Origin of the sequence: Pelomonas sp. BJYL3 (genome assembly GCF_027257975.1) — a bacterium.
Taxonomy (GTDB): domain Bacteria; phylum Pseudomonadota; class Gammaproteobacteria; order Burkholderiales; family Burkholderiaceae_C; genus Roseateles_B; species Roseateles_B flavus.
The window spans coordinates 121,773-139,552 of the sequence record NZ_JANZKX010000001.1 but is presented as its reverse complement, the minus strand read 5'-3'; the positions used below and the strand labels follow the sequence as shown (position 1 = coordinate 139,552).

Here is a 17,780-nt window from a genome sequence, read left to right as displayed (position 1 = left end):
GTGCGGGGGTGAGCAGTCGGGAAGCGCAGATTGTAGAGTTGGCCCGCTGGCTGCAGACGCCGCCCGGCCGCTACCTGCTGGACTGGGAGCAGCGCCAGGTCGACGAGGCCGTGGTGGACCTCTTCGGCTTCAACGCCCTGCAGCTGGGCCTGCCCGAGCTTCAGGGCCTGCGCGCCAACCGCATGCGCCACCGCTGGCTGGCCCTGGACAGCGCCGAGCAGTTCGCCCTGCCGGCCCCGCCGCCAGAGGAGGGCACGGAGCCCGCCCCGCAGGCCTGCTTCAGCCAGTTCGACAGCAGCAGCCTGCTGATGGAGGCCGCGCCCACCCTGCGCTGCGCCTTCGATGCCCTGCCTTTCGAGGCCAACAGCCTGGACCTCATCGTGCTGCCCCATGCCCTGGAGCTGGCCGACGATCCGCACCAGACCCTGCGCGAAGTGGAGCGGGTGCTGCGGCCGGAAGGGCGGCTGGTGGTCCTGGGCCTGAATCCGGCCAGCCTCTGGGGCCTGAGGCAGAATCTGGGCCGCCTGCGCCGACACGTGTGGCCGGGCAGCCCCGAGAGCCTGTTCCTGCCGCGTGCCGGCGAGTTCATCGGCTACTGGCGCCTGCGCGACTGGCTGCGCCTGCTCAACTTCGAGGTCGAGCGCGCGCAGTTCGGCTGCTACCGTCCGCCCCTGCGCACCGAGCCCTGGCTCAAGCGCTGGCAATGGATGGAAGGTGCCGGCATGCGCTGGTGGACGGTGCTGGGCGCCGTCTACTTCATGGTGGCCGTCAAGCGCGTGCACGGCATGCGCCTGGTGGGCCTGGCCCGCAACAAGAAACTCGCCGCCAAGGCCGCGCCGGCCGTGGCCATGCATCCCCATCCCCGCGATATCCAATCCCCTGATCCATGAGCGACACCGACAAGAAGCCCGCCCCTGCCATTGCCAAGCCCGAGGTCCTCATCTACACCGACGGCGCCTGCAAGGGCAATCCCGGCCCCGGCGGCTGGGGCGCGTGGCTGCGCTCGGGCGGCCATGAGAAGGAGCTCTTCGGCGGCGAGCTGGGCACCACCAACAACCGCATGGAACTCACGGCCGTGATCGAGGCCCTGGCCTCGCTCAAGCGCAGCTGCAAGATCGTGCTCTACACGGACAGCGAGTACGTCCGCAAGGGCATGACCGAGTGGATCCAGGGCTGGCAGCGCCGTGGCTGGAAGACGGCCGACGGCAAGCCGGTCAAGAACGTCGAGCTGTGGCAGCGCCTGGACGCGCTGCGCAAGCTGCACGAGGTGGACTGGCGCTGGGTCAAGGGCCATGCGGGCGACCCGGGCAACGAGCGCGCCGATGCGCTGGCCAACAAGGGCGTCGCGCAAGCCGGTCGCCGCTGAGCCCGGCCCCCGGGTGGGGCAACCGCCAGTCACACCGCCATTCACACCACCTGTTGCGTGCCCTGGCGCATTTCAAGGGACATGTCAGCGCAGCCCGGGCACAGCGCCGCTACATTGCGCGATCGTTCCGGGATTTCGCGCATGAAGAAGAGCTTGCACAAGGGTTTGGTGGTGGTCGGCCTGCTGGCCGCCGTGGGCGTGGCCTATGTCTGGCAGCGACCGGGTTCGCTGCCGCCCCCGGCCGCCGGCAAGACCACTGACAAGCCCGCCCCGGGCGCCAAGGACGGTAAGGACGGCAAGGATGCCAAGCCCGCCGGCCCCGTGCCCGTCGAGGCCCGCCAGGTGCAGCTGCGCACCCTCAGCGATGACACCCAGGCCGTGGGCAGCCTGCGCGCCCACCAGTCCGTGGTGCTCAAGCCCGAGTCCGCCGGCCGCATCGTCAAGCTGGGTTTCCAGGACGGCCAGCGGGTGCGCAAGGGTCAGGTCTTGATCCAGCTGGACGACAGCCTGCAGGCCGCCCAGCTGCAGCAGGCCGAGGCCCAGGCCCACATCGCCCGCACCCAGCTGCAGCGCAACAAGGAGCTGCTGGCCCAGGGCTTCGTGACCCCCAGCACCCTGGACCAGGCGCAGGCCACGCTCGACGTCGCCGAAGCCCAGGTCGCACTGGCCAAGGCGCAACTGGCCCGCATGCGGGTGCTGGCGCCCTTCGATGGCGTGGCCGGCATCCGTACGGTGAGCCTGGGCGACTACGTGAAGGACGGCGCCGAGCTGGTCTCTCTGGAAGACAGCTCCACCGTCTGGGTGGACTTCCGCCTGCCCGAGCGCGAGGCGCCCCGCGTGCGCCCCGGCCAGGCCCTGCAGCTGAGCCTGGACGCCCTGCCGGGCAAGCAGTTCGACGCCCGCGTGCAGGCCCTGGACGCCCAGCTGGACGCCAACGGCCGCTCCCTGCTGGTGCGGGCCCAGGTGCTCAAACCCGGCCCTGAGCTGCGCTCGGGCCTCTTTGCACGTGTGCGCCTGAGCCTGGGCGAGCGCCAGCAGGCCGTGGTCGTGCCTGAGGAAGCCCTGGTGCCGATGGGCGGCAAGCAGTACCTGATCAAGCTGGTGCCGGCCCTCGAGGGCCAGGGCCAGGTGGCCCAGCGTTTCGAGGCGAAGCTGGGCCTGCGGGTGCCAGGTCTTGTCGAGATCACCGAAGGCCTGAAGCCGGGCGACTGGGTCGTCACCGCCGGGCAGGCCAAGCTGATGCGCGGCGACGGCCAGCCGGTCAAGCGGGTCGACGTGGACCAGCAGGGCGCCAGGCCCGGCGCCGCCAGCGCGCCGGCCAAGGGCTGAAGCGGCAGAGCGAGGAGTTCCCATGCGTCTGTCCGAAATTTCCATCCGCCGCCCGGTCTTCGCGACCGTCATGTCCCTGATGCTGCTGCTGGTGGGGCTGGTGTCCTTCTCCAAGCTCTCGCTGCGTGAATATCCGCGCATCGACGAGCCGGTGGTCACCGTCAACACCCGGCTCACCGGCGCCTCGTCCGAGGTGATCGAAAGCCAGGTCACCAAGCCGCTGGAGGACTCCATCGCCGGCATCGAGGGCGTGGACACCGTCACCTCGATCTCGCGCTCCGAGCAGAGCCAGATCACGGTGCGCTTCAAGCTCGAGAAGAACCCCGACAACGCCGCCGCCGATGTGCGGGACCGCGTGGCCCGCGTGCGCGGCCGCCTGCCCACCGCCGTGGATGAGCCGGTGATCGCCAAGGTCGAGGCCGATGCCCAGCCCACGCTGCGCATGGCCTTCACCAGCGAGAGCATGGACCCGCTGGAGGTCACCGACCTCGTCAACCGCGTGGTCAAGCCGCGCCTGCAGACCATCCCCGGCGTGGCCGACGTCGAGATCGGCGGCGACCGCCGCTACGCCATGCGCATCTGGCTGGACGCTGACCGCCTGGCCGCCTATCGCCTCAGCGTGCAGGACGTGGAGGACGCGCTGCGCAAGCAGAACCTGGAGGTGCCCGCCGGTCGCGTGGAAAGCCAGCAGCGCGAGTTCAACGTCACCGCGCGCACCGACCTCAACACCGTGGCCCAGTTCCGCGACATCGCGCTGCGCCAGTTCAATGGCTACACGGTCAAGCTCTCCGACGTGGCCCGCATCGAGGAGGCCGCGGCCAGCGAGCGCTCGCGGGTGCGGCTCAACGGCATTCCCTCGGTCTCGCTGGGCGTGATCAAGCAGGCCACGGCCAATCCGCTGGAGGTCTCCGAGGCGGTGACGGCCATGATGCCGCGCCTGCAGCAAGACCTGCCCCCCGGCATCACCGTGCGGCCGGCCAGCGACAACGCCGTCTTCATCGACCGCTCCATCAAGTCCGTCTACCACACCATCGCCGAGGCCGTGGTGCTGGTGGCCCTGGTGGTGTTCCTGTTCCTGCGTACGGTGCGCGCCTCCGTCATTCCGCTGGTCACGATTCCCGTGAGCCTGATCGGCTCCTTCGCCCTGATGGCCGCGGCGGGCTTCACCGTCAACACCATGACCCTGCTGGCCCTGGTGCTGGCCATCGGTCTGGTGGTGGACGATGCCATCGTGGTGCTGGAGAACATCTTCCGCCACATCGAAGAGGGGCTGAGCCCCTTCCAGGCCGCGCTGCGCGGTGCGCGCGAGATCGGCTTCGCCGTGGTGGCCATGACGCTGACGCTGGCCGCAGTCTTCGCGCCCCTGGCCTTCACGCCGGGCCGCACCGGCCGGCTCTTCGTCGAGTTCGCCCTGACCCTGGCCGGCGCGGTGCTGGTCTCGGGCTTCGTGGCACTGACGCTCACGCCCATGATGTGCTCCAAGCTGCTGCGCCATGTGGAGCAGCCCACGCGCTTCGACGCCGGCATGGAGCGCATCCTCGTCTGGATCAGCGATCGCTACGCCGCGGCCCTGCGCTTCGCCCTGGGTCAGCGCTGGCTGGTGCTGCTGGTGATGGCCAGTGCGGCGGGCGGCAGCTGGTGGCTGTTCTCGCATGCCAAGAGCGAGCTTGCGCCGATGGAGGACCGCGGCGTGGTGGTGATGCCCATCACCGCGCCCGACGGCGCGACGCTGGAGTTCACGGCCCGCTACCTTGATGCCGTCGAGCGCATCGCCTCGCAGTACCCGGAGTTCGAGCGCCGCTTCTTCTTTGCGGGTGGCTCGACGGTGTCCCAGGGCATGTCCATCCTGCGCACCGTGGACTGGGACGATCGCAAGCGCAGCACGCAAGACCTGGCACGTTCGCTGATCCCGCAGGTGAGCCAGCTGCCGGGCGTCAACGCCTTCCCCATCACGCCGCCCAGCCTGGGCCAGGGCTTCAATTCGCGGCCCATCAGCTATGTGGTGGTCAGCGGGGACAGCTACGAGAACCTCAACAAGGTCGTGCAGCAGTTCCAGGCCGAGATGGCCAAGAACCCCGGCTTCGTGCAGGTGGACAACGACCTGCGCCTGAACAAGCCCGAGATCTTCATGGAGGTGGACCGCGAGCGCGCGGCGGACCTCGGCGTGCAGGTGGACCAGGTCGCCCGCACGGTGGAGACCATGCTGGGCAGCCGCGTGGTGACCCGCTACAAGCGCGACGCTGAGCAGTACGACGTGCTGGTGCAGACCGAGGCCCAGGCGCGCAGCACGCCGCAGCAGATCGAGCAGCTCTACGTGCGCAGCCGCACGGACGCGCTGGTGCCGCTGTCGGCCGTGGTCAAGGTGCGCGAGGCGGTCAGCCCCAAGGAGCTCAACCACTTCAACCAGCGCCGCGCCGTGACCATCAGCGCCGGCCTGGCTCCGGGCTATGCCCTGGGCGAGGCCCTGCAGGACATGGACCGCATCGCCGAGCGCGTGCTGCCCCTGGGCTACGCGACCGAGCTCAACGGCGTGACCCGCGAATTCAAGGCCTCCAGCGGCGCGCTGGGCCTGGTGTTCGTGCTGGCCCTGCTGTTCATCTTCCTGGTGCTGTCGGCGCAGTTCGAGAGCTTTGTCGACCCCTTCATCATCATGCTGTCGGTGCCGCTGTCCATGGTGGGGGCGCTGGCCGCGCTGCAGTGGAGCGGCGGCACGCTCAACGTCTATTCGCAGATCGGCCTGATCACCCTGGTGGGGCTGATCACCAAGCACGGCATCCTGATCGTCGAGTTCAGCAACCAGCTGCGCCAGCAGGGGCGGGACACGATGGCGGCCGTGGTCGAGGCCTCGGCCCTGCGCCTGCGCCCCATCCTGATGACCACTGGCGCCATGGTGCTGGGCGCCTTGCCCCTGGCCCTGGCTTCGGGCGCCGGGGCCGAGAGCCGCCAGCAGATCGGCTGGGTCATCGTGGGCGGCATGAGCCTGGGCACGCTGCTGACCATCTTCGTGGTGCCCACCATGTACGTGCTGCTGGCGCGCCGCAGCGTGCCGGGTGAGATCGCCACCCCGGCGATGGAGTACTGATCAGGCCTCCGCCGCCGGCGCGCCGCTGCGGTAGGCCCGCAGCCCCGCCAGGTCCAGCACCCTGATGCCGCGCCGGCTGACGCTGATCAGCCCGGCGCGCTCCAGTGCCTGCAGCGAGATGTTGGTGCGCTGGCGCGAGACGCCGGCCAGCTGGCCCAGCTCGGCCTGGCTCAGGTGGAGCAGGGGGCCTGGGTCCGGATAGACCTCGGGCTGGTAGAGCCCGGCCAGGGACTGGGCGATGCGCGCGGTCGAGTCCAGCATGCGGTCCACGCAGAGCTTGGCGATGAAGCCGCCCATGCGCGCGCCCATCAGCTGCTGCAGGTAGTGATTGAAGGGCAGGCTGGTCTGGCGCAGCTGCTCGAAGCAGTCCAGGGGCATAAGGGCGACCTGGCAGTCGCTCAGGGCCCGGCCGTCGTACTGCCAGTGGCCGCGCTTGATCAGCGTGCCCTCGCCGAACCAGCCGCCTGCGGCCAGGCTGGTGAGGCTGGTCTCCTTGCCGTCGGGCATGCTGACGCTCATGCAGGCCACGCCGCTGATCAGGCCCAGCCAGTGCAGGGCCGGCTCGCCCGCACGTACGATGGCCTGTCCGGCCGCGACCTCGGTCTGGTGGCATTGCGCGATCACGGCCTCCAGCACCTGGGCGCTCAGGCCCCGGCCCCAGACCGACTTCCTCACCATCTCTGCCAGGCTCGTGCCCACATCCGCTCCCAGGATCCTGCGTCAGCCGGGGATTCTAGGGACGCTGCGCTGCCGCAAGGACGCAGCCGCAGCTGCGCCTAGAATCCGCGCGACAGTTCAACAACGGTGGGACGCCCCTCATGGGCGCCGGACATGGGCCATGAAGCCCTTGGGGACGAGAGATGAGCATCAAGAGCGACAAATGGATCCGCCGCATGGCCGAGCAGCACGGCATGATCGAGCCGTTCGAGCCCGGCCAGGTGCGGGAGGCCGACGGCCGCAAGATCGTCAGCTACGGCACCTCCAGCTATGGCTATGACATCCGCTGCGCGCCCGAGTTCAAGATCTTCACCAATGTGCACAGCACCGTGGTCGATCCCAAGAACTTCGACGAGAAGAGCTTCGTGGACTTCCACGGGGACGTCTGCATCATCCCGCCCAACAGCTTCGCGCTGGCCCGCACCGTCGAGTACTTCCGCATCCCGCGCAATGTGCTGACGATCTGCCTGGGCAAGAGCACCTATGCGCGCTGCGGCATCATCGTCAACGTCACCCCCTTCGAGCCCGAGTGGGAAGGCTATGTGACCCTGGAGTTCTCCAACACCACGCCGCTGCCGGCCAAGATCTATGCGGGCGAGGGCTGCGCGCAGGTCCTGTTCTTTGAAAGCGACGAGGTCTGCGAGACCTCCTACCGCGACCGCGGCGGCAAGTACCAGGGCCAGGTCGGCGTGACGCTGCCCAAGGCCTGAGGGGCGCCCCCGGCCGCCCAGCGCGGCACTTGAATCGAAAAAGCCGGGCATTCCCCGGCTTTTTCGCGCTCAAGTTCCGGCGCCGGCCGGCATGATGGACCCAGGCAGTACCACCATTCGAGGTCCACCATGAGCTTCCCTCTGCACCTGGTTCCCAAGGCAAGCGCCCCCGCGGCGCCCGAGCTGCACGTCCATGGCGCCTTCGAGGAGCTGCCCGAACTGGGCCTGGGCCTGACCCTCAGCACCAGCATCGACATGGCCGAGCTGCAGGCCTTCAGCCGCCTGATGGAGGCGCAAGGCCTGCCCCTGCAGGCCACCCGCATGATCTACGACCGCCTCTACGCCTTCGACTGCCTGGCCCTGGCCCATGGCAGCGGCAGCGAGGCCCTGCAGCGCATGGCCCTGCACATCTTCGACGCCTACCAGGCACGCGGCGAGTGGATCGGGCTCATGCACTGAGCGACCCGGCCGCCCGTCAGCCCGAGCCCTCCGCGCGAGGGCTTCGTTGTTTCTGACGCAGCTTCAAAGCGCCGTCAGCCAGTCGCAGCGCAGCCGCCCGCTGCGGTGCAGCCGGCGCCGCGCCAGCACATAGCAGCGCGGGCTGATCGAGGCCACGAAGCACAGCGGCAGGGCGGCCCATTCGCCCGACAGCAGCGTGCCGGGCAGGCCCACCCAGCCCATCAGCCAGCTGGTGAGCACCAGGTTCCAGGTGAAGAGCTCCACGCCATGGGCCGACGGATGCAGGATCAGCCAGCGCTTGATGCTGGCCAGCTGGCTGAGGGTCATGGCTTGCCTCCGTCAGTTTCGCGTCAGTTTATTTATCGGCGATGACCCGGGAATCCGCCAGGAAGGCGGGCCCTGGCGCTGTCCCCTGAACAGGTCTTGCCATCGGCCGGGTCGGCTGCCATTTGGGGAATGACCCAATGCCGGACGGCACATCGCCGAGGCCCTGAATGCGTGTATGGTCGCGGCTTCTTCTCTCTTCATGACCCAACCCATGAACGCAGTCACCCTGGCCCGCTTCGCGCTGGCCCCTCTCGCGCTGGCCGCCGGCCTGGCGCACGCCAACGAAGGCATGTGGATGCCTCAGCAGCTGCCCCAGATCGCCAAGGACCTGAAGGCCGCCGGCCTGGCCATGGACCCGGCCAAACTGAACAAGCTGACCGAGTTCCCCATGGGCGCGGTGATCAGCCTGGGCGGCTGCACGGCCTCCTTCGTCTCGCCGCAGGGCCTGGTGGTGACCAACCACCACTGCGCCTACGGCAGCATCCAGTACAACTCCACGCCCCAGCGTGACCTGATCAAGAAGGGCTTCCTGGCCAACAGCTTCGAGGAAGAGCTGCCGGCCGCGCCGGGCAGCCGCGTCTTCGTGACGGTGGACGTCAAGGACGTCAGCGCCGAGGTGCTGGACGCCAAGGTCCAGGCGCTGAAGGGCAAGGCCCGCACGGACGCCATCGAGGCCAAGCAGAAGTCCCTGATCGCCGCCTGCGAGCAGGACAAGGGCCACCGCTGCACCGTCAGCGCCTTCTACGGCAGCCTGGTCTACCAGCTGATCAAGCAGATGGAGATCCGCGACGTGCGTCTGGTGCATGCGCCGGCAGACATGGTCGGCCGCTTCGGCGGTGACACCGACAACTGGATCTGGCCCCGCCACACCGGCGACTACAGCTTCTACCGCGCCTACGTGGGCCCGGACGGCAAGCCGGCCGACTACAGCAAGGACAACAAGCCCTACCAGCCCAAGCACTTCCTGAAGCTGGCCAGCAGCCCGCTGAAGGAAGGCGATTTCGTGATGGTCACCGGCTACCCCGGCCGCACCAGCCGCTACCGCCTGCCCACCGAGGTGGACTTCACCTTCGGCTGGGAGCGCCCGACCAGCATCAAGGCCTTCGGCGAGTACCTGGACCTGATCAAGCGCGAGACCGAAGGCCGCCGCGACGGCGAGATCAAGATGGCCGGCACCGTGGCCGGCCTGGGCAATGCCTACAAGAACTGGCAGGGTCAGCAGGCCAGCTATGACGGCAGCGACATCCTCGCCCGCAAGTCGGCCGCCTATGCCGAGCTGAAGGCCTGGGTGAATGGCGACGCCAAGCGCCGCGAGCAGTACGGCGCCAGCCTGGACAACGTCGACCGCCTGCTGGCCGAGCGCAATGCCCTGGCCAAGCGTGAGGTGCTGCTGGGCCTGAGCCTGCCCACGCTGCTGAACTCGGCCGCCGGCCTGTACGAAGGCGCCGTGCAGCGCAAGCTGCCGGATGCCGAGCGCAAGCTGGGCTTCCAGGAGCGTGATGCCCTGCGCCGCCGCCAGGGCCTGGAAGCCCTGGACCGCCGCTATGACGAGCAGACCGACAAGGCCAAGACCGTGCACTTCCTGGGCCAGTACCTCGCCCAGCCGGCCGAGATGCTCAACCCGGCCGTGCTCAAGGGCCTGGGCCTGACGGCCAACATGCCCGCCGACGCCCTCAAGGCCCGCGTGGACGCCCTGTACGCCGGCAGCAAGCTGGCTGACAAGGCCGAGCGCCTGGCCTGGTTCGAGCGTGGCACCGAGGACTTCGAGAAGAGCAGCGACAGCTTCATCGCCGCCGCCGTGGCCCTGCACGCCGACACCGAGGCCCGCGAGAACCGCGCCAAGGAAATCGGCGGCCACATCCAGCAGGCCTATGCCGACGTGATGAAGGCCCTGATCGCCTTCAAGGGCAGCAAGGGCCAGGCCGTCTACCCGGACGCCAACGGTACCCTGCGCGTGAGCTTCGGCAAGGTCGCCGGCCGCGATGGCGCCGACGGCACCACCTGGACCGCCTTCACCACCCTGCGCGGCATCCCCGCCAAGCACCAGGGCAAGGGTGACTTCGACGCCCCCGCCGAGCAACTGGCCGCCATCAAGGCCGGCGAGTTCGGCAAGTACGGCATGAAGTCCCTGAACTCGGTGCCGGTGAACTTCCTGGCCACGCTGGACACCACCGGCGGCAACTCCGGTTCGCCCGTGCTGAACAAGAACGCCGAGCTGGTGGGCCTGCTGTTCGACGGCACCCTGGACGCCGTGATCTCGGACTGGGACTTCAACGAGAAGACCACCCGCAGCATCTGCCTGGACGCCCGCTACATGCAGTGGCAGATGAAGTACGTGGACCGTGCCGATCGCCTGCTCAAGGAAATGAACGCACTGTAATTCCACCCCCTACCGGCTTCGCCGGCCCTGCAGGCCGCGCCAGGCCAGAGGCCCGGCCCTTCGGCAGGCACAAACGCCAAGGCGTTTGTGTCCGACCTCAGCCCCCCAGGGGGGCGAGCGTGAGGGCCCGGCAGAGCCGGATCCCCACGCTCCGCTGAGGACAAAACGGGACCTGCGTCGGGTCCCGTTTTGTATTTTGGGCGCGTGGCCTGCTGCGGGCACTGTGCGTCGCGGAGCTCAGGTGGCGTTCAGGTTCAAGCACCTGGCCAAGGAAAAAGCCCTCCTCGGAGGGCTTTGTGCATTTCGCGCGTGGTGTTTCAGGCGGGACTACTTGAGCAGAATGCTCTGGTCGACATCGGTGATGCGGGTGCGGCCGCAGAAGGCCATGCTGAGGTCCAGCTCCTTGTGGATGATCTCCAGGACCTTGGTGACGCCGGGGCCGCCCATGGCGCCGAGGCCGTAGAGGAAGGCACGGCCGATGTAGCAGCCGCGGGCGCCCAGGGCCCAGGCCTTGAGCACGTCCTGGCCGCTGCGGATGCCGCCGTCCATGTGCACCTCGATCTCAGACCCCACGGCGTCCACGATGGCGGGCAGGGCGCGGATGCTGGACTCCGCGCCATCCAGCTGGCGGCCGCCGTGGTTGCTGACGACCAGCGCATCGGCGCCGCTCTGCACGGCCAGGCGCGCATCCTCCACGTCCTGGATGCCCTTGAGGATGAGCTTGCCGCCCCAGCGCTGCTTGATCCAGGCCACGTCGTCCCAGGAGAGCGCCGGGTCGAACTGCTTGGCCGCCCAGTCCGACAGCGAGCTCATGTCGTCCACCCCCTTCACATGGCCCACGATGTTGCCGAACTGCCGGCGTGGCGTGCCCAGCATGCCCAGGCACCAGCGCGGCTTGGTGGCCAGATTGAGCAGGTTGGCGAGGGTGGGCTTGGGCGGCGCGGAGAGGCCGTTCTTGAGGTCCTTGTGGCGCTGGCCGAGGATCTGCAGGTCCAGGGTGAGCACCAGGGCGCTGCAGCGTGCGGCGCGCGCGCGGTCGATCAGGCGCTCGATGAAGCCGCGGTCCTTCATCACATAGAGCTGGAACCAGAAGGGCTTGCTGGTGCGCGCCGCGACGTCCTCGATGGAGCAGATGCTCATGGTCGAGAGCGTGAAGGGCACGCCGAAGGCCTCGGCGGCCTGGGCGGCGAGGATCTCGCCGTCCGCATGCTGCATGCCGGTCAGTCCGGTGGGCGCCAGGGCCACGGGCATGGACACCGCCTGGCCCACCATGGTGGTGGCGGTGCTGCGGTTCTCCATGTTCACCGCCACGCGCTGGCGCAGCTTGATGCCGCGGAAATCGCTCTCGTTGGCGCGGTAGGTGCTCTCGGTCCAGCTGCCGGAATCGGCGTAGTCGTAGAACATGCGGGGCACGCGCCGCTGGGCCAGCTGTCGCAGGTCTTCGATGCAGGTGATGACGGGCATGGGGCCTCCGCTTGCTTGCCTTGAAAATCAGGTCCAGGCGCGATCCTAGTGGCAGCCGGTGGGTCCGCTGCGGAATCTGCCGCCGAGTGGCGCGGAAGGCTTTTCCGAGCCCTTGCCGAGCCACTTCGGAGGAGGGCGGATCAGGCCGGCGTCAGCGAACGGCAGTGCTGGCGCAGCCAGTCGGCCAGCGCCTGCAGTCCGGGCGAGGCCTGGGCCGGCAGCGGGCGCAGGGCATAGGCCTGGGCCGCCGGTACCTCCAGGGCCCAGGGGCGCAGCAACAGGCCCTGATCCAGCAGGCGGCGGGCCAGCGAGCGCCCGACCAGGGCCACGCCCTGGCCGCACTCGGCCGCCTGCAGCACCAGGCCGAGGTCGATGAAGCGCGGGCCCTCGTCCGGCTCGATGGCGGGCAGGCCGGCCGCCTGCAGCCAGGGCAGCCAGGATTGCAGCGGCGTTCGCAGCAGGGGCAGGGGCAGCAGGTCCGACGGCGCGGGCCGCTCGGGCAGGCGCACGGCCAGCGCGGGCGCGAGCAGGGGCGTCACGGTGTCCCGCAGCAGCAGCTCGGCCACGGGCGGCTGGGGGGCATGATAGACCTGCAGCTCGGCCTCCGGCGCGCCATCGCCCAGATAGGGCACGCTCAGCACGAGCTCCAGCTCCAGGTGCGGAAAGGCCTGGCTGAAGGCGGGCAGGGCGGGCACCAGGATCTGGCGGGCGAAGGTGGGCGGGGCGCACAGGCGCAGGCGCTCGCGGCGCTGCTGCGGGCGGCGGTGCTGGGGCGCGGCGGCGAGCAGGTCCAGGGCGGCGCGCACCTGCTCCAGGTACTCGCGCCCCGCGGCCGTGAGGCTCCACTGCCCGCCCTGGCGCTGGAACAGGGCCAGGCCCAGCAGCTCCTCCAGCGCGCTGATTCGCTTGCCCACCGCGCTGGCGCTGATGTGCAGGGCCTCGGCGGCCGGGTCCAGCATGCCCAGCGCCGCCACGGCCTGGAAGGCGCGCAGCCCCTCGATGGAGGGCAGGCGCAGGTCCGGCGCCAGTGACGGGGCGTGCGAAGATGGATTCATGGACAAGGCTTTCGACGATCAAGCGATGGCACCGCGGCCCCTGTGGCGCCGCCTGCTGTGGGGCATGGCCGGGCTCGTGAGCCTGGGCCTGGGCATTCTCGGCATTTTCCTGCCCCTGCTGCCCACCACGCCCTTCGTGCTGCTGGCGGCCTTCTGCTTTTCCCGCAGCAGCCGCCGCTGCGAGGCCTGGCTGCTGGGCCATCCCCGCTTCGGTCCCATGATCCACGACTGGCGCGCCCACCGTGCCATCCCCTGGCGGGCCAAGCAGCTGGCCTGGGTGATGATGGCCCTGGGCTCGGCCCTGGCCGCCTGGCGCCTGCCCCTGGCCTGGTGCTGGGTGCCCGCCGCCTGCTGCCTGGCCGTGGGGCTCTGGATGTGGTCGCTGCCCACGCGCGAGCGCCTGAAGGCCGGCTAGGCGCCGGCTGGCTCAACGCGCCTCGGCCGCTGCGGCCCCCTGCAGCGGCAGCTCCAGCCGCAGCGCAAAGCCCCGCTCCGGCCGCAGCAGCTGGGCCTGGCCGCCCAGGCGCCTGGCCAGGTTGTCCACGATGTACATGCCCAGGCCCGAGCCGCCCTGGCCCCGGCGCGTGGTGAAGAAGGGCTCGAACACATGGGCGCGGGCCGCCTCGCTGAGGCCCACGCCGTCGTCGGCATAGTCGATGCGCAGCAGCGTCCCGCAGGCCTGCGCGCGCAGGCTCAGCGTCCCGCCCTGGCCCTCCGGGAAGGCATGGGTGAGGCTGTTCATGATGAGGTTGGAGAGGATCTGGCTCAGCAGGCCCGGCACGGTCTCGATCTGCAGGCTGTCATCGACCTCCAGCCGGCACTCGACCCTGGCACGTCGCAGGGCGGGGCTGTGCACAGACAGCACGCTCTGCAGATAGTCCTTCAGCGCCAGGCGCTGGGGCGCCTCGGCGTTCTGGTCCACGGCAATGCGCTTGAAGTCGCCCATCAGCGTGGCGGCGCGCTGCAGGTTGCGGTCGACCAGGTCTGCCGCATTGGCGAGCTGGGCGGCCAGGGCCTGGAGTTCGCTGCGGGTCAGCTTCTCGCTGCCATCGGCGACGCGGCCCAGGCGCCGCGCGTGGTCGGCCACGCCCGAGGCCGCGGTGATGGCCACGCCGATCGGCGTGTTCACGTCGTGCGCGATGCTGGCGACCATGCGGCCCAGCGAGGCGAACTTCTCCTGCTCCAGTTCCTGGCGCGCGGCCTTGGCCCGGGTGAGGTCCAGGGACAGCAGCAGGCGCTCGCAGATCTTGGCCAGATGGCTGGCACTGAGCAGGTCCTCGCGGGTCCAGGCGCGCTCGATGCCCTCGCGCTGCAGCCACAGGATGCCGCGCAGCTGCTGCTGCAGGCGCAGCGGCACCTCGATGCGGCCGCCCTGGCGCTGCGCCCGAGGCCGCTGCAGCAGGGCGGCGCCGTAGGGGTGCAGGCGCATGTCGCGGATCACCAGCGGCTCGTGGGTGTCGGCCAGCAGCTGGAGGTAGGCGCCGCAGTGCTCGGGGTCCAGGCCCTCGTCATCGGGCTTGCCGGCCTGGGCGATGCTGAGGAACTGCTGCTGGCTGCCTTCGTCCCACCAGACCGTCCAGTCGTCCAGGCTCATGATGGCCAGGACCTGCTCGCGCATCTGCAGCAGCGCCAGGCGCAGGTCCTCGGGGGTCTCCACGCTGAAATGCTGGTTGGAGAGGGCCAGCATGCGCTCCTCCGGCCCCTGGCGCAGGTGGTCGAAGCGCACCAGGGCGCTCAGGCGCTCGGGCAGGCTGAGGCGGTAGAGCTCGGCCTCCAGGGCCTGGTGCTGCCAAAGCTGGTCCAGGGCTTCGCCGAGGCGGCCGGCGTGCTGGTAGAGCTGGGCGAGGGCCTTGTGGGCGCTGCTCTGCTGGCGGCGCGCCCCCAGGCTGCGTGCCAAAGCCAGGGCCTGCTCGCCGCTGCGGATGGCCTGGGCCCAGTCCTGGTCCTCCATGGCCAGCTCGGTGAGGGTGGCGCTGGCCATCGCCTCCAGCCACAGATAGCCGCAGCGGTGCGCCGACTGCAGGGCCTGCTCGCAGAGCCGGCGTGCCGCCGATTCCTCGCCGCTGGCCTGGGCGCAGCGGGCCAGGTGCCACTGGCTCTCGGCCACATAGTCCCGGTGCCCGATGCTGCGGGCCCATTGCTGGCCCTGCTCGAAGCTGGCGCGGGCCTGGGCGTACTCGGCCCGGTTGTACTGGGCCACGCCCAGGTTCAGCAGCAGCTTGGCCTGCAGATAGCGGGCGGCCAGCCGCGGCGCGCCGCTGCGCAGCTGGCTCTGCGCATCCAGCAGCAGGTGCTGGCCGGTCTGCCAGTCGCCGAGCGCGAAGTGCAGCTGGGCCAGGCCGATGCAGGGCCCCACCCCTTCGAGGCTGCCGGGCTGCAGCGCGGCGAGGTCCAGGGCCTCGGACCAGTGCGCGCTGGCCTCCTGGTACTCGGCGGCCTGGTAGCACAGCCGCCCCAGGTTCTCGTGCAGCCGCGTCACCTGGCGGATGAGCCCGGCGTCCTGGGCCTCGACCAGGGCCTGCTGCAGGGCCGGCCGCAAGGGCGCGGCGCGGCCCAGGCGCTCGCTGGAGAAGAACAGGCCCTGCAGCAGCTGCAGGCGCCTCAGAAGGGTCAGGTCTTGCGCGCGCTGCAGCGCATGCTCGTAAAGGGGCAGGGCGCAGCGGGGATGCCGCATGCCGGCATAGGCCAGGGCGTGGATGAGGCGCGCCGCCTCGGCGTCGTCGCAGGCGGGGGCGCCGGCTTGCTGCTCGGCAGGTGGCGAGGGCTGGTTCTGCTGCATGCCGCTCCTTGGTGTCGGGCCCCTGGCAGGCCGTGCTCCGAGTGGTTCGGCATCCAGGATACCCAGGGTCGGCAGTGCCGACCAGCCTACAAGCCCGGGGGCTGCGTGCCGCTCAGAACAGCGACAGGTTCTCGATCCGCGCCTGCGCGGGCCGCGCGATCCGGGCCGGCGGGGGCGGCGCATCTCCCGGCCGGCTCAGTGAGGCCATGCGCACACCCAGCAGGCGCAGGCGCTGGCTCAGGTCCACCCGCTTGAGGCACTGGCCGGCCGCCTGGCGGATGGCGGCGGCGTCCTGGATGGGCAGGGCCAGGGTCTGGTCCCGGGTGACCGTGCGGAAGCCCTCGAATCGCAGCTTGATGCCCACAGTGCGGCCCAGATAGCCCTTGCGCTGGAGGTCGGCCGCGAGCTGCTCGCAGAGCTCGGTGAAGATGCGGCCCAGCAGCTCGCGGTCATGCCTGGCGTGCAGATCGCGCTCGAAGGTGGTCTCGCGGCTGATGGAGACGGGCTCGCTGTGCGTCACCACCGGGCGCTCGTCCCGCCCGTGCGCCGCCTCGTGCAGCCAGGCGCCGTAGCTGCGGCCGAAGCGTTCGATGAGCATCGCCGGCGCGGCCGCCGCGAGCTCGGCGATGGTCTGGATGCCCAGGGTCTCCAGCTTGGCCGCCGCCTTGGGCCCGATGCCGTTGATGCGGCGGACGGGCAGGGGCCAGATGCGGGTGGGGATGTCCTCCTCGGTCAGCACGGTCAGGCCGTCGGGCTTGTCCAGGTCGGAGGCGATCTTGGACAGCAGCTTGTTGGGCGTGATGCCGATGGAGCAGCTCAGGCCGGTCGCCCGGCTGACGCTGTTCTTGATCTCGCGGGCCACGGCGCGCACGCCGCCCAGGGGGTCGTGGCCCACGGATTCATGGACGCCGGGCACGGCGCTGAGGTCGATGTAGATCTCATCGATGCCGCGGTCCTCGATGACAGGCGCGATCTCGGCCACCGCGGCCTTGAAGAGGCGGGAGTAGTGGCGGTAGGAGTCGAAGTCGGTGGGCAGCAGGATGGCGTCAGGCGCCAGCAGGCCGGCCTTCATCAGGCCCATGGCCGAATACACGCCCAGGGCGCGGGCGGCGTAGGTGGAGGTGGTGACGACGCCGCGGCCGGTGTAGTCCCGCAGGCGCGCGTACTGCCGGCTGCCGTCTTCCAGGGTGCGCGGCGCATGCATGCGCCGGCCGCCGATCACCACCGGCTGGCCCTTGAGTTCCGGGTAGCGCAGCAGCTCCACGGAGGCATAGAAGGCGTCCATGTCCAGATGGGCGATCCAGCGCCGGGGGGGCGCAGCCGCATCGGAAGGGCGCTCGAGCTCAGTCATGGTGGCATTGTCGCGCTGCCGCCCTGACAGGCGCTGTCAGCAGCGCCCTGCGCCGTGGCGGGCGCTCAGTGGCCGCAGCTGCTGCTGCCGCAGGAGGTGATGGCCTTCTCGCCCTGGGTGGCCAGCGTGGCGGTGGCCTCGCTGGCCTCGGGCTTGAGCAGCACGCCGGTGGCGCTGTCGTAGCCGACCTGCTGCATGTGGAAGACCAGGGCGGCGTCCATCATCTCGGCATGCGCCGGGAACCACTGGGCGAGTTCGGGGCCGATGATGCGCATGGGCTCCAGGTCCTTCAGCTCCAGGGCGTAGCGGCGCACCTCGCGCAGGGTGTCCAGCACCATCTCGTGCTGCTTGCTGTGGCAGTTCTCGGGCGCGAAGCCGGTGGCGGCCATCCAGCGCTCTTCCATCGCGAAATGCGCCTCGGTGTGGGCCAGCAGGGTCTCGAAGGCGGGCATGGGGTCGCCACCGCCGGCCAGGGCCGTGGCGAAGTCATTCAGCAGGCCCACGAATTCCTCGTGGGTGTCGTCCAGCTCGGTGTGCTGCAGCGCGAGCTCGGGGGTCCAGGTGATCAGGCTCATGGGCCGAACGATACCTGAGCTGCCTGACAACGCCCGGCCGGGCGCCTGCCGCCGGCGGGAATCTTGCGCGTGATCAAGGTCCGGCTGCGCCCGCGGGCCGTCGCCGGCCGGCGACGCCCGCGCCCCCTGATTGCGGGGCCTCCTGAGAAGCTAGGGGGACGCTCGCCGGCCGATCGGTCCTAAGGT

15 protein-coding genes are annotated in these 17,780 nt (G+C 70.1%); 8 read left to right on the top strand and 7 right to left on the bottom strand.

Annotated elements, in window-relative coordinates; all coding sequences use genetic code 11:
* Positions 1-38 precede the first annotated feature (38 nt).
* The 4 genes from O9Y01_RS00630 to O9Y01_RS00615 all read left to right on the top strand — a co-directional run bounded on the left by O9Y01_RS00630 (position 39) and on the right by O9Y01_RS00615 (position 5,777).
* Positions 39-890 (top strand): class I SAM-dependent methyltransferase, encoded by an 852-nt coding sequence (locus O9Y01_RS00630; protein WP_269629566.1) that lies wholly within the window; start codon positions 39-41, stop codon positions 888-890.
* Positions 887-1,366, top strand: coding sequence for a ribonuclease HI (gene rnhA / locus O9Y01_RS00625; protein WP_269629565.1), 480 nt, complete (start codon positions 887-889; stop codon positions 1,364-1,366). Before O9Y01_RS00630 ends, rnhA begins: the two co-directional genes overlap by 4 nt.
* Before the next feature lie 141 nt (positions 1,367-1,507).
* Positions 1,508-2,695: an efflux RND transporter periplasmic adaptor subunit gene (locus O9Y01_RS00620; protein WP_269629564.1), complete on the top strand. Its 1,188-nt coding sequence runs from the start codon at positions 1,508-1,510 to the stop codon at positions 2,693-2,695.
* A 22-nt stretch (positions 2,696-2,717) separates the two neighbouring features.
* A complete protein-coding gene (locus O9Y01_RS00615; RefSeq protein WP_269629563.1) occupies positions 2,718-5,777 on the top strand; it encodes an efflux RND transporter permease subunit in 3,060 nt (1,019 codons plus the stop codon).
* Here O9Y01_RS00615 and O9Y01_RS00610 read toward each other — a convergent pair whose 3' ends face one another.
* Positions 5,778-6,455, bottom strand: a complete 678-nt coding sequence (locus tag O9Y01_RS00610) for a Crp/Fnr family transcriptional regulator (RefSeq protein WP_269629562.1) — start codon at positions 6,453-6,455, stop codon at positions 5,778-5,780.
* A 182-nt stretch (positions 6,456-6,637) separates the two neighbouring features.
* On the opposite strand from O9Y01_RS00610, the gene dcd reads away from it, so the two are divergent.
* Positions 6,638-7,204 (top strand): dCTP deaminase, encoded by a 567-nt coding sequence (dcd, locus tag O9Y01_RS00605; protein WP_183102741.1) that lies wholly within the window; start codon positions 6,638-6,640, stop codon positions 7,202-7,204.
* Between the two features lie 129 nt (positions 7,205-7,333).
* Positions 7,334-7,663 (top strand): hypothetical protein, encoded by a 330-nt coding sequence (locus tag O9Y01_RS00600; RefSeq protein WP_269629561.1) that lies wholly within the window; start codon positions 7,334-7,336, stop codon positions 7,661-7,663.
* A gap of 63 nt (positions 7,664-7,726) precedes the next feature.
* On the opposite strand, the gene O9Y01_RS00595 is transcribed toward O9Y01_RS00600, so the two are convergent.
* On the bottom strand, positions 7,727-7,990 hold the full coding sequence (locus O9Y01_RS00595) for a hypothetical protein (protein ID WP_269629560.1): 264 nt from the start codon (positions 7,988-7,990) through the stop codon (positions 7,727-7,729).
* A 211-nt stretch (positions 7,991-8,201) separates the two neighbouring features.
* Here O9Y01_RS00595 and O9Y01_RS00590 point away from each other — a divergent pair, with 211 nt between their 5' ends.
* A complete protein-coding gene (locus O9Y01_RS00590) occupies positions 8,202-10,370 on the top strand; it encodes a S46 family peptidase (RefSeq protein ID WP_269629559.1) in 2,169 nt (722 codons plus the stop codon).
* A gap of 327 nt (positions 10,371-10,697) precedes the next feature.
* On the opposite strand, the gene O9Y01_RS00585 is transcribed toward O9Y01_RS00590, so the two are convergent.
* On the bottom strand, positions 10,698-11,834 hold the full coding sequence (locus O9Y01_RS00585) for an alpha-hydroxy acid oxidase (protein WP_269629558.1): 1,137 nt from the start codon (positions 11,832-11,834) through the stop codon (positions 10,698-10,700).
* A 140-nt stretch (positions 11,835-11,974) separates the two neighbouring features.
* Entirely contained in the window at positions 11,975-12,889 is a 915-nt protein-coding gene (locus O9Y01_RS00580) for a LysR substrate-binding domain-containing protein (protein ID WP_269629557.1), read from the bottom strand.
* Between O9Y01_RS00580 and O9Y01_RS00575 the strand changes: the two genes are divergently transcribed.
* A complete protein-coding gene (locus O9Y01_RS00575) occupies positions 12,888-13,304 on the top strand; it encodes a YbaN family protein (RefSeq protein WP_269629556.1) in 417 nt (138 codons plus the stop codon). The genes O9Y01_RS00580 and O9Y01_RS00575 overlap by 2 nt on opposite strands.
* Positions 13,305-13,316: 12 nt before the next feature.
* Here O9Y01_RS00575 and O9Y01_RS00570 read toward each other — a convergent pair whose 3' ends face one another.
* From O9Y01_RS00570 to O9Y01_RS00560, 3 genes are all read right to left on the bottom strand, one after another.
* Entirely contained in the window at positions 13,317-15,668 is a 2,352-nt protein-coding gene (locus tag O9Y01_RS00570; protein ID WP_269629555.1) for an ATP-binding protein, read from the bottom strand.
* A 112-nt stretch (positions 15,669-15,780) separates the two neighbouring features.
* Positions 15,781-17,019, bottom strand: a complete 1,239-nt coding sequence (gene dinB, locus O9Y01_RS00565; protein WP_269629554.1) for a DNA polymerase IV — start codon at positions 17,017-17,019, stop codon at positions 15,781-15,783.
* 65 nt (positions 17,020-17,084) lie between these two features.
* Positions 17,085-17,594 (bottom strand): hemerythrin domain-containing protein, encoded by a 510-nt coding sequence (locus tag O9Y01_RS00560; protein WP_269629553.1) that lies wholly within the window; start codon positions 17,592-17,594, stop codon positions 17,085-17,087.
* Positions 17,595-17,780 lie beyond the last annotated feature (186 nt).

Coding starts and splice junctions, on each gene's coding strand:
- O9Y01_RS00600 (WP_269629561.1), top strand. CDS start 7,334: ATGAGCTTCCCTCTGCACCTGGTTCCCAAGGCAAGCGCCCCCGCGGCG.
- O9Y01_RS00610 (WP_269629562.1), bottom strand. CDS start 6,455: ATGGTGAGGAAGTCGGTCTGGGGCCGGGGCCTGAGCGCCCAGGTGCTG.
- O9Y01_RS00590 (WP_269629559.1), top strand. CDS start 8,202: ATGAACGCAGTCACCCTGGCCCGCTTCGCGCTGGCCCCTCTCGCGCTG.
- O9Y01_RS00620 (WP_269629564.1), top strand. CDS start 1,508: ATGAAGAAGAGCTTGCACAAGGGTTTGGTGGTGGTCGGCCTGCTGGCC.
- O9Y01_RS00570 (WP_269629555.1), bottom strand. CDS start 15,668: ATGCAGCAGAACCAGCCCTCGCCACCTGCCGAGCAGCAAGCCGGCGCC.
- O9Y01_RS00585 (WP_269629558.1), bottom strand. CDS start 11,834: ATGCCCGTCATCACCTGCATCGAAGACCTGCGACAGCTGGCCCAGCGG.
- O9Y01_RS00615 (WP_269629563.1), top strand. CDS start 2,718: ATGCGTCTGTCCGAAATTTCCATCCGCCGCCCGGTCTTCGCGACCGTC.
- rnhA (WP_269629565.1), top strand. CDS start 887: ATGAGCGACACCGACAAGAAGCCCGCCCCTGCCATTGCCAAGCCCGAG.
- O9Y01_RS00560 (WP_269629553.1), bottom strand. CDS start 17,594: ATGAGCCTGATCACCTGGACCCCCGAGCTCGCGCTGCAGCACACCGAG.
- dinB (WP_269629554.1), bottom strand. CDS start 17,019: ATGACTGAGCTCGAGCGCCCTTCCGATGCGGCTGCGCCCCCCCGGCGC.
- O9Y01_RS00580 (WP_269629557.1), bottom strand. CDS start 12,889: ATGAATCCATCTTCGCACGCCCCGTCACTGGCGCCGGACCTGCGCCTG.
- O9Y01_RS00595 (WP_269629560.1), bottom strand. CDS start 7,990: ATGACCCTCAGCCAGCTGGCCAGCATCAAGCGCTGGCTGATCCTGCAT.
- dcd (WP_183102741.1), top strand. CDS start 6,638: ATGAGCATCAAGAGCGACAAATGGATCCGCCGCATGGCCGAGCAGCAC.
- O9Y01_RS00575 (WP_269629556.1), top strand. CDS start 12,888: ATGGACAAGGCTTTCGACGATCAAGCGATGGCACCGCGGCCCCTGTGG.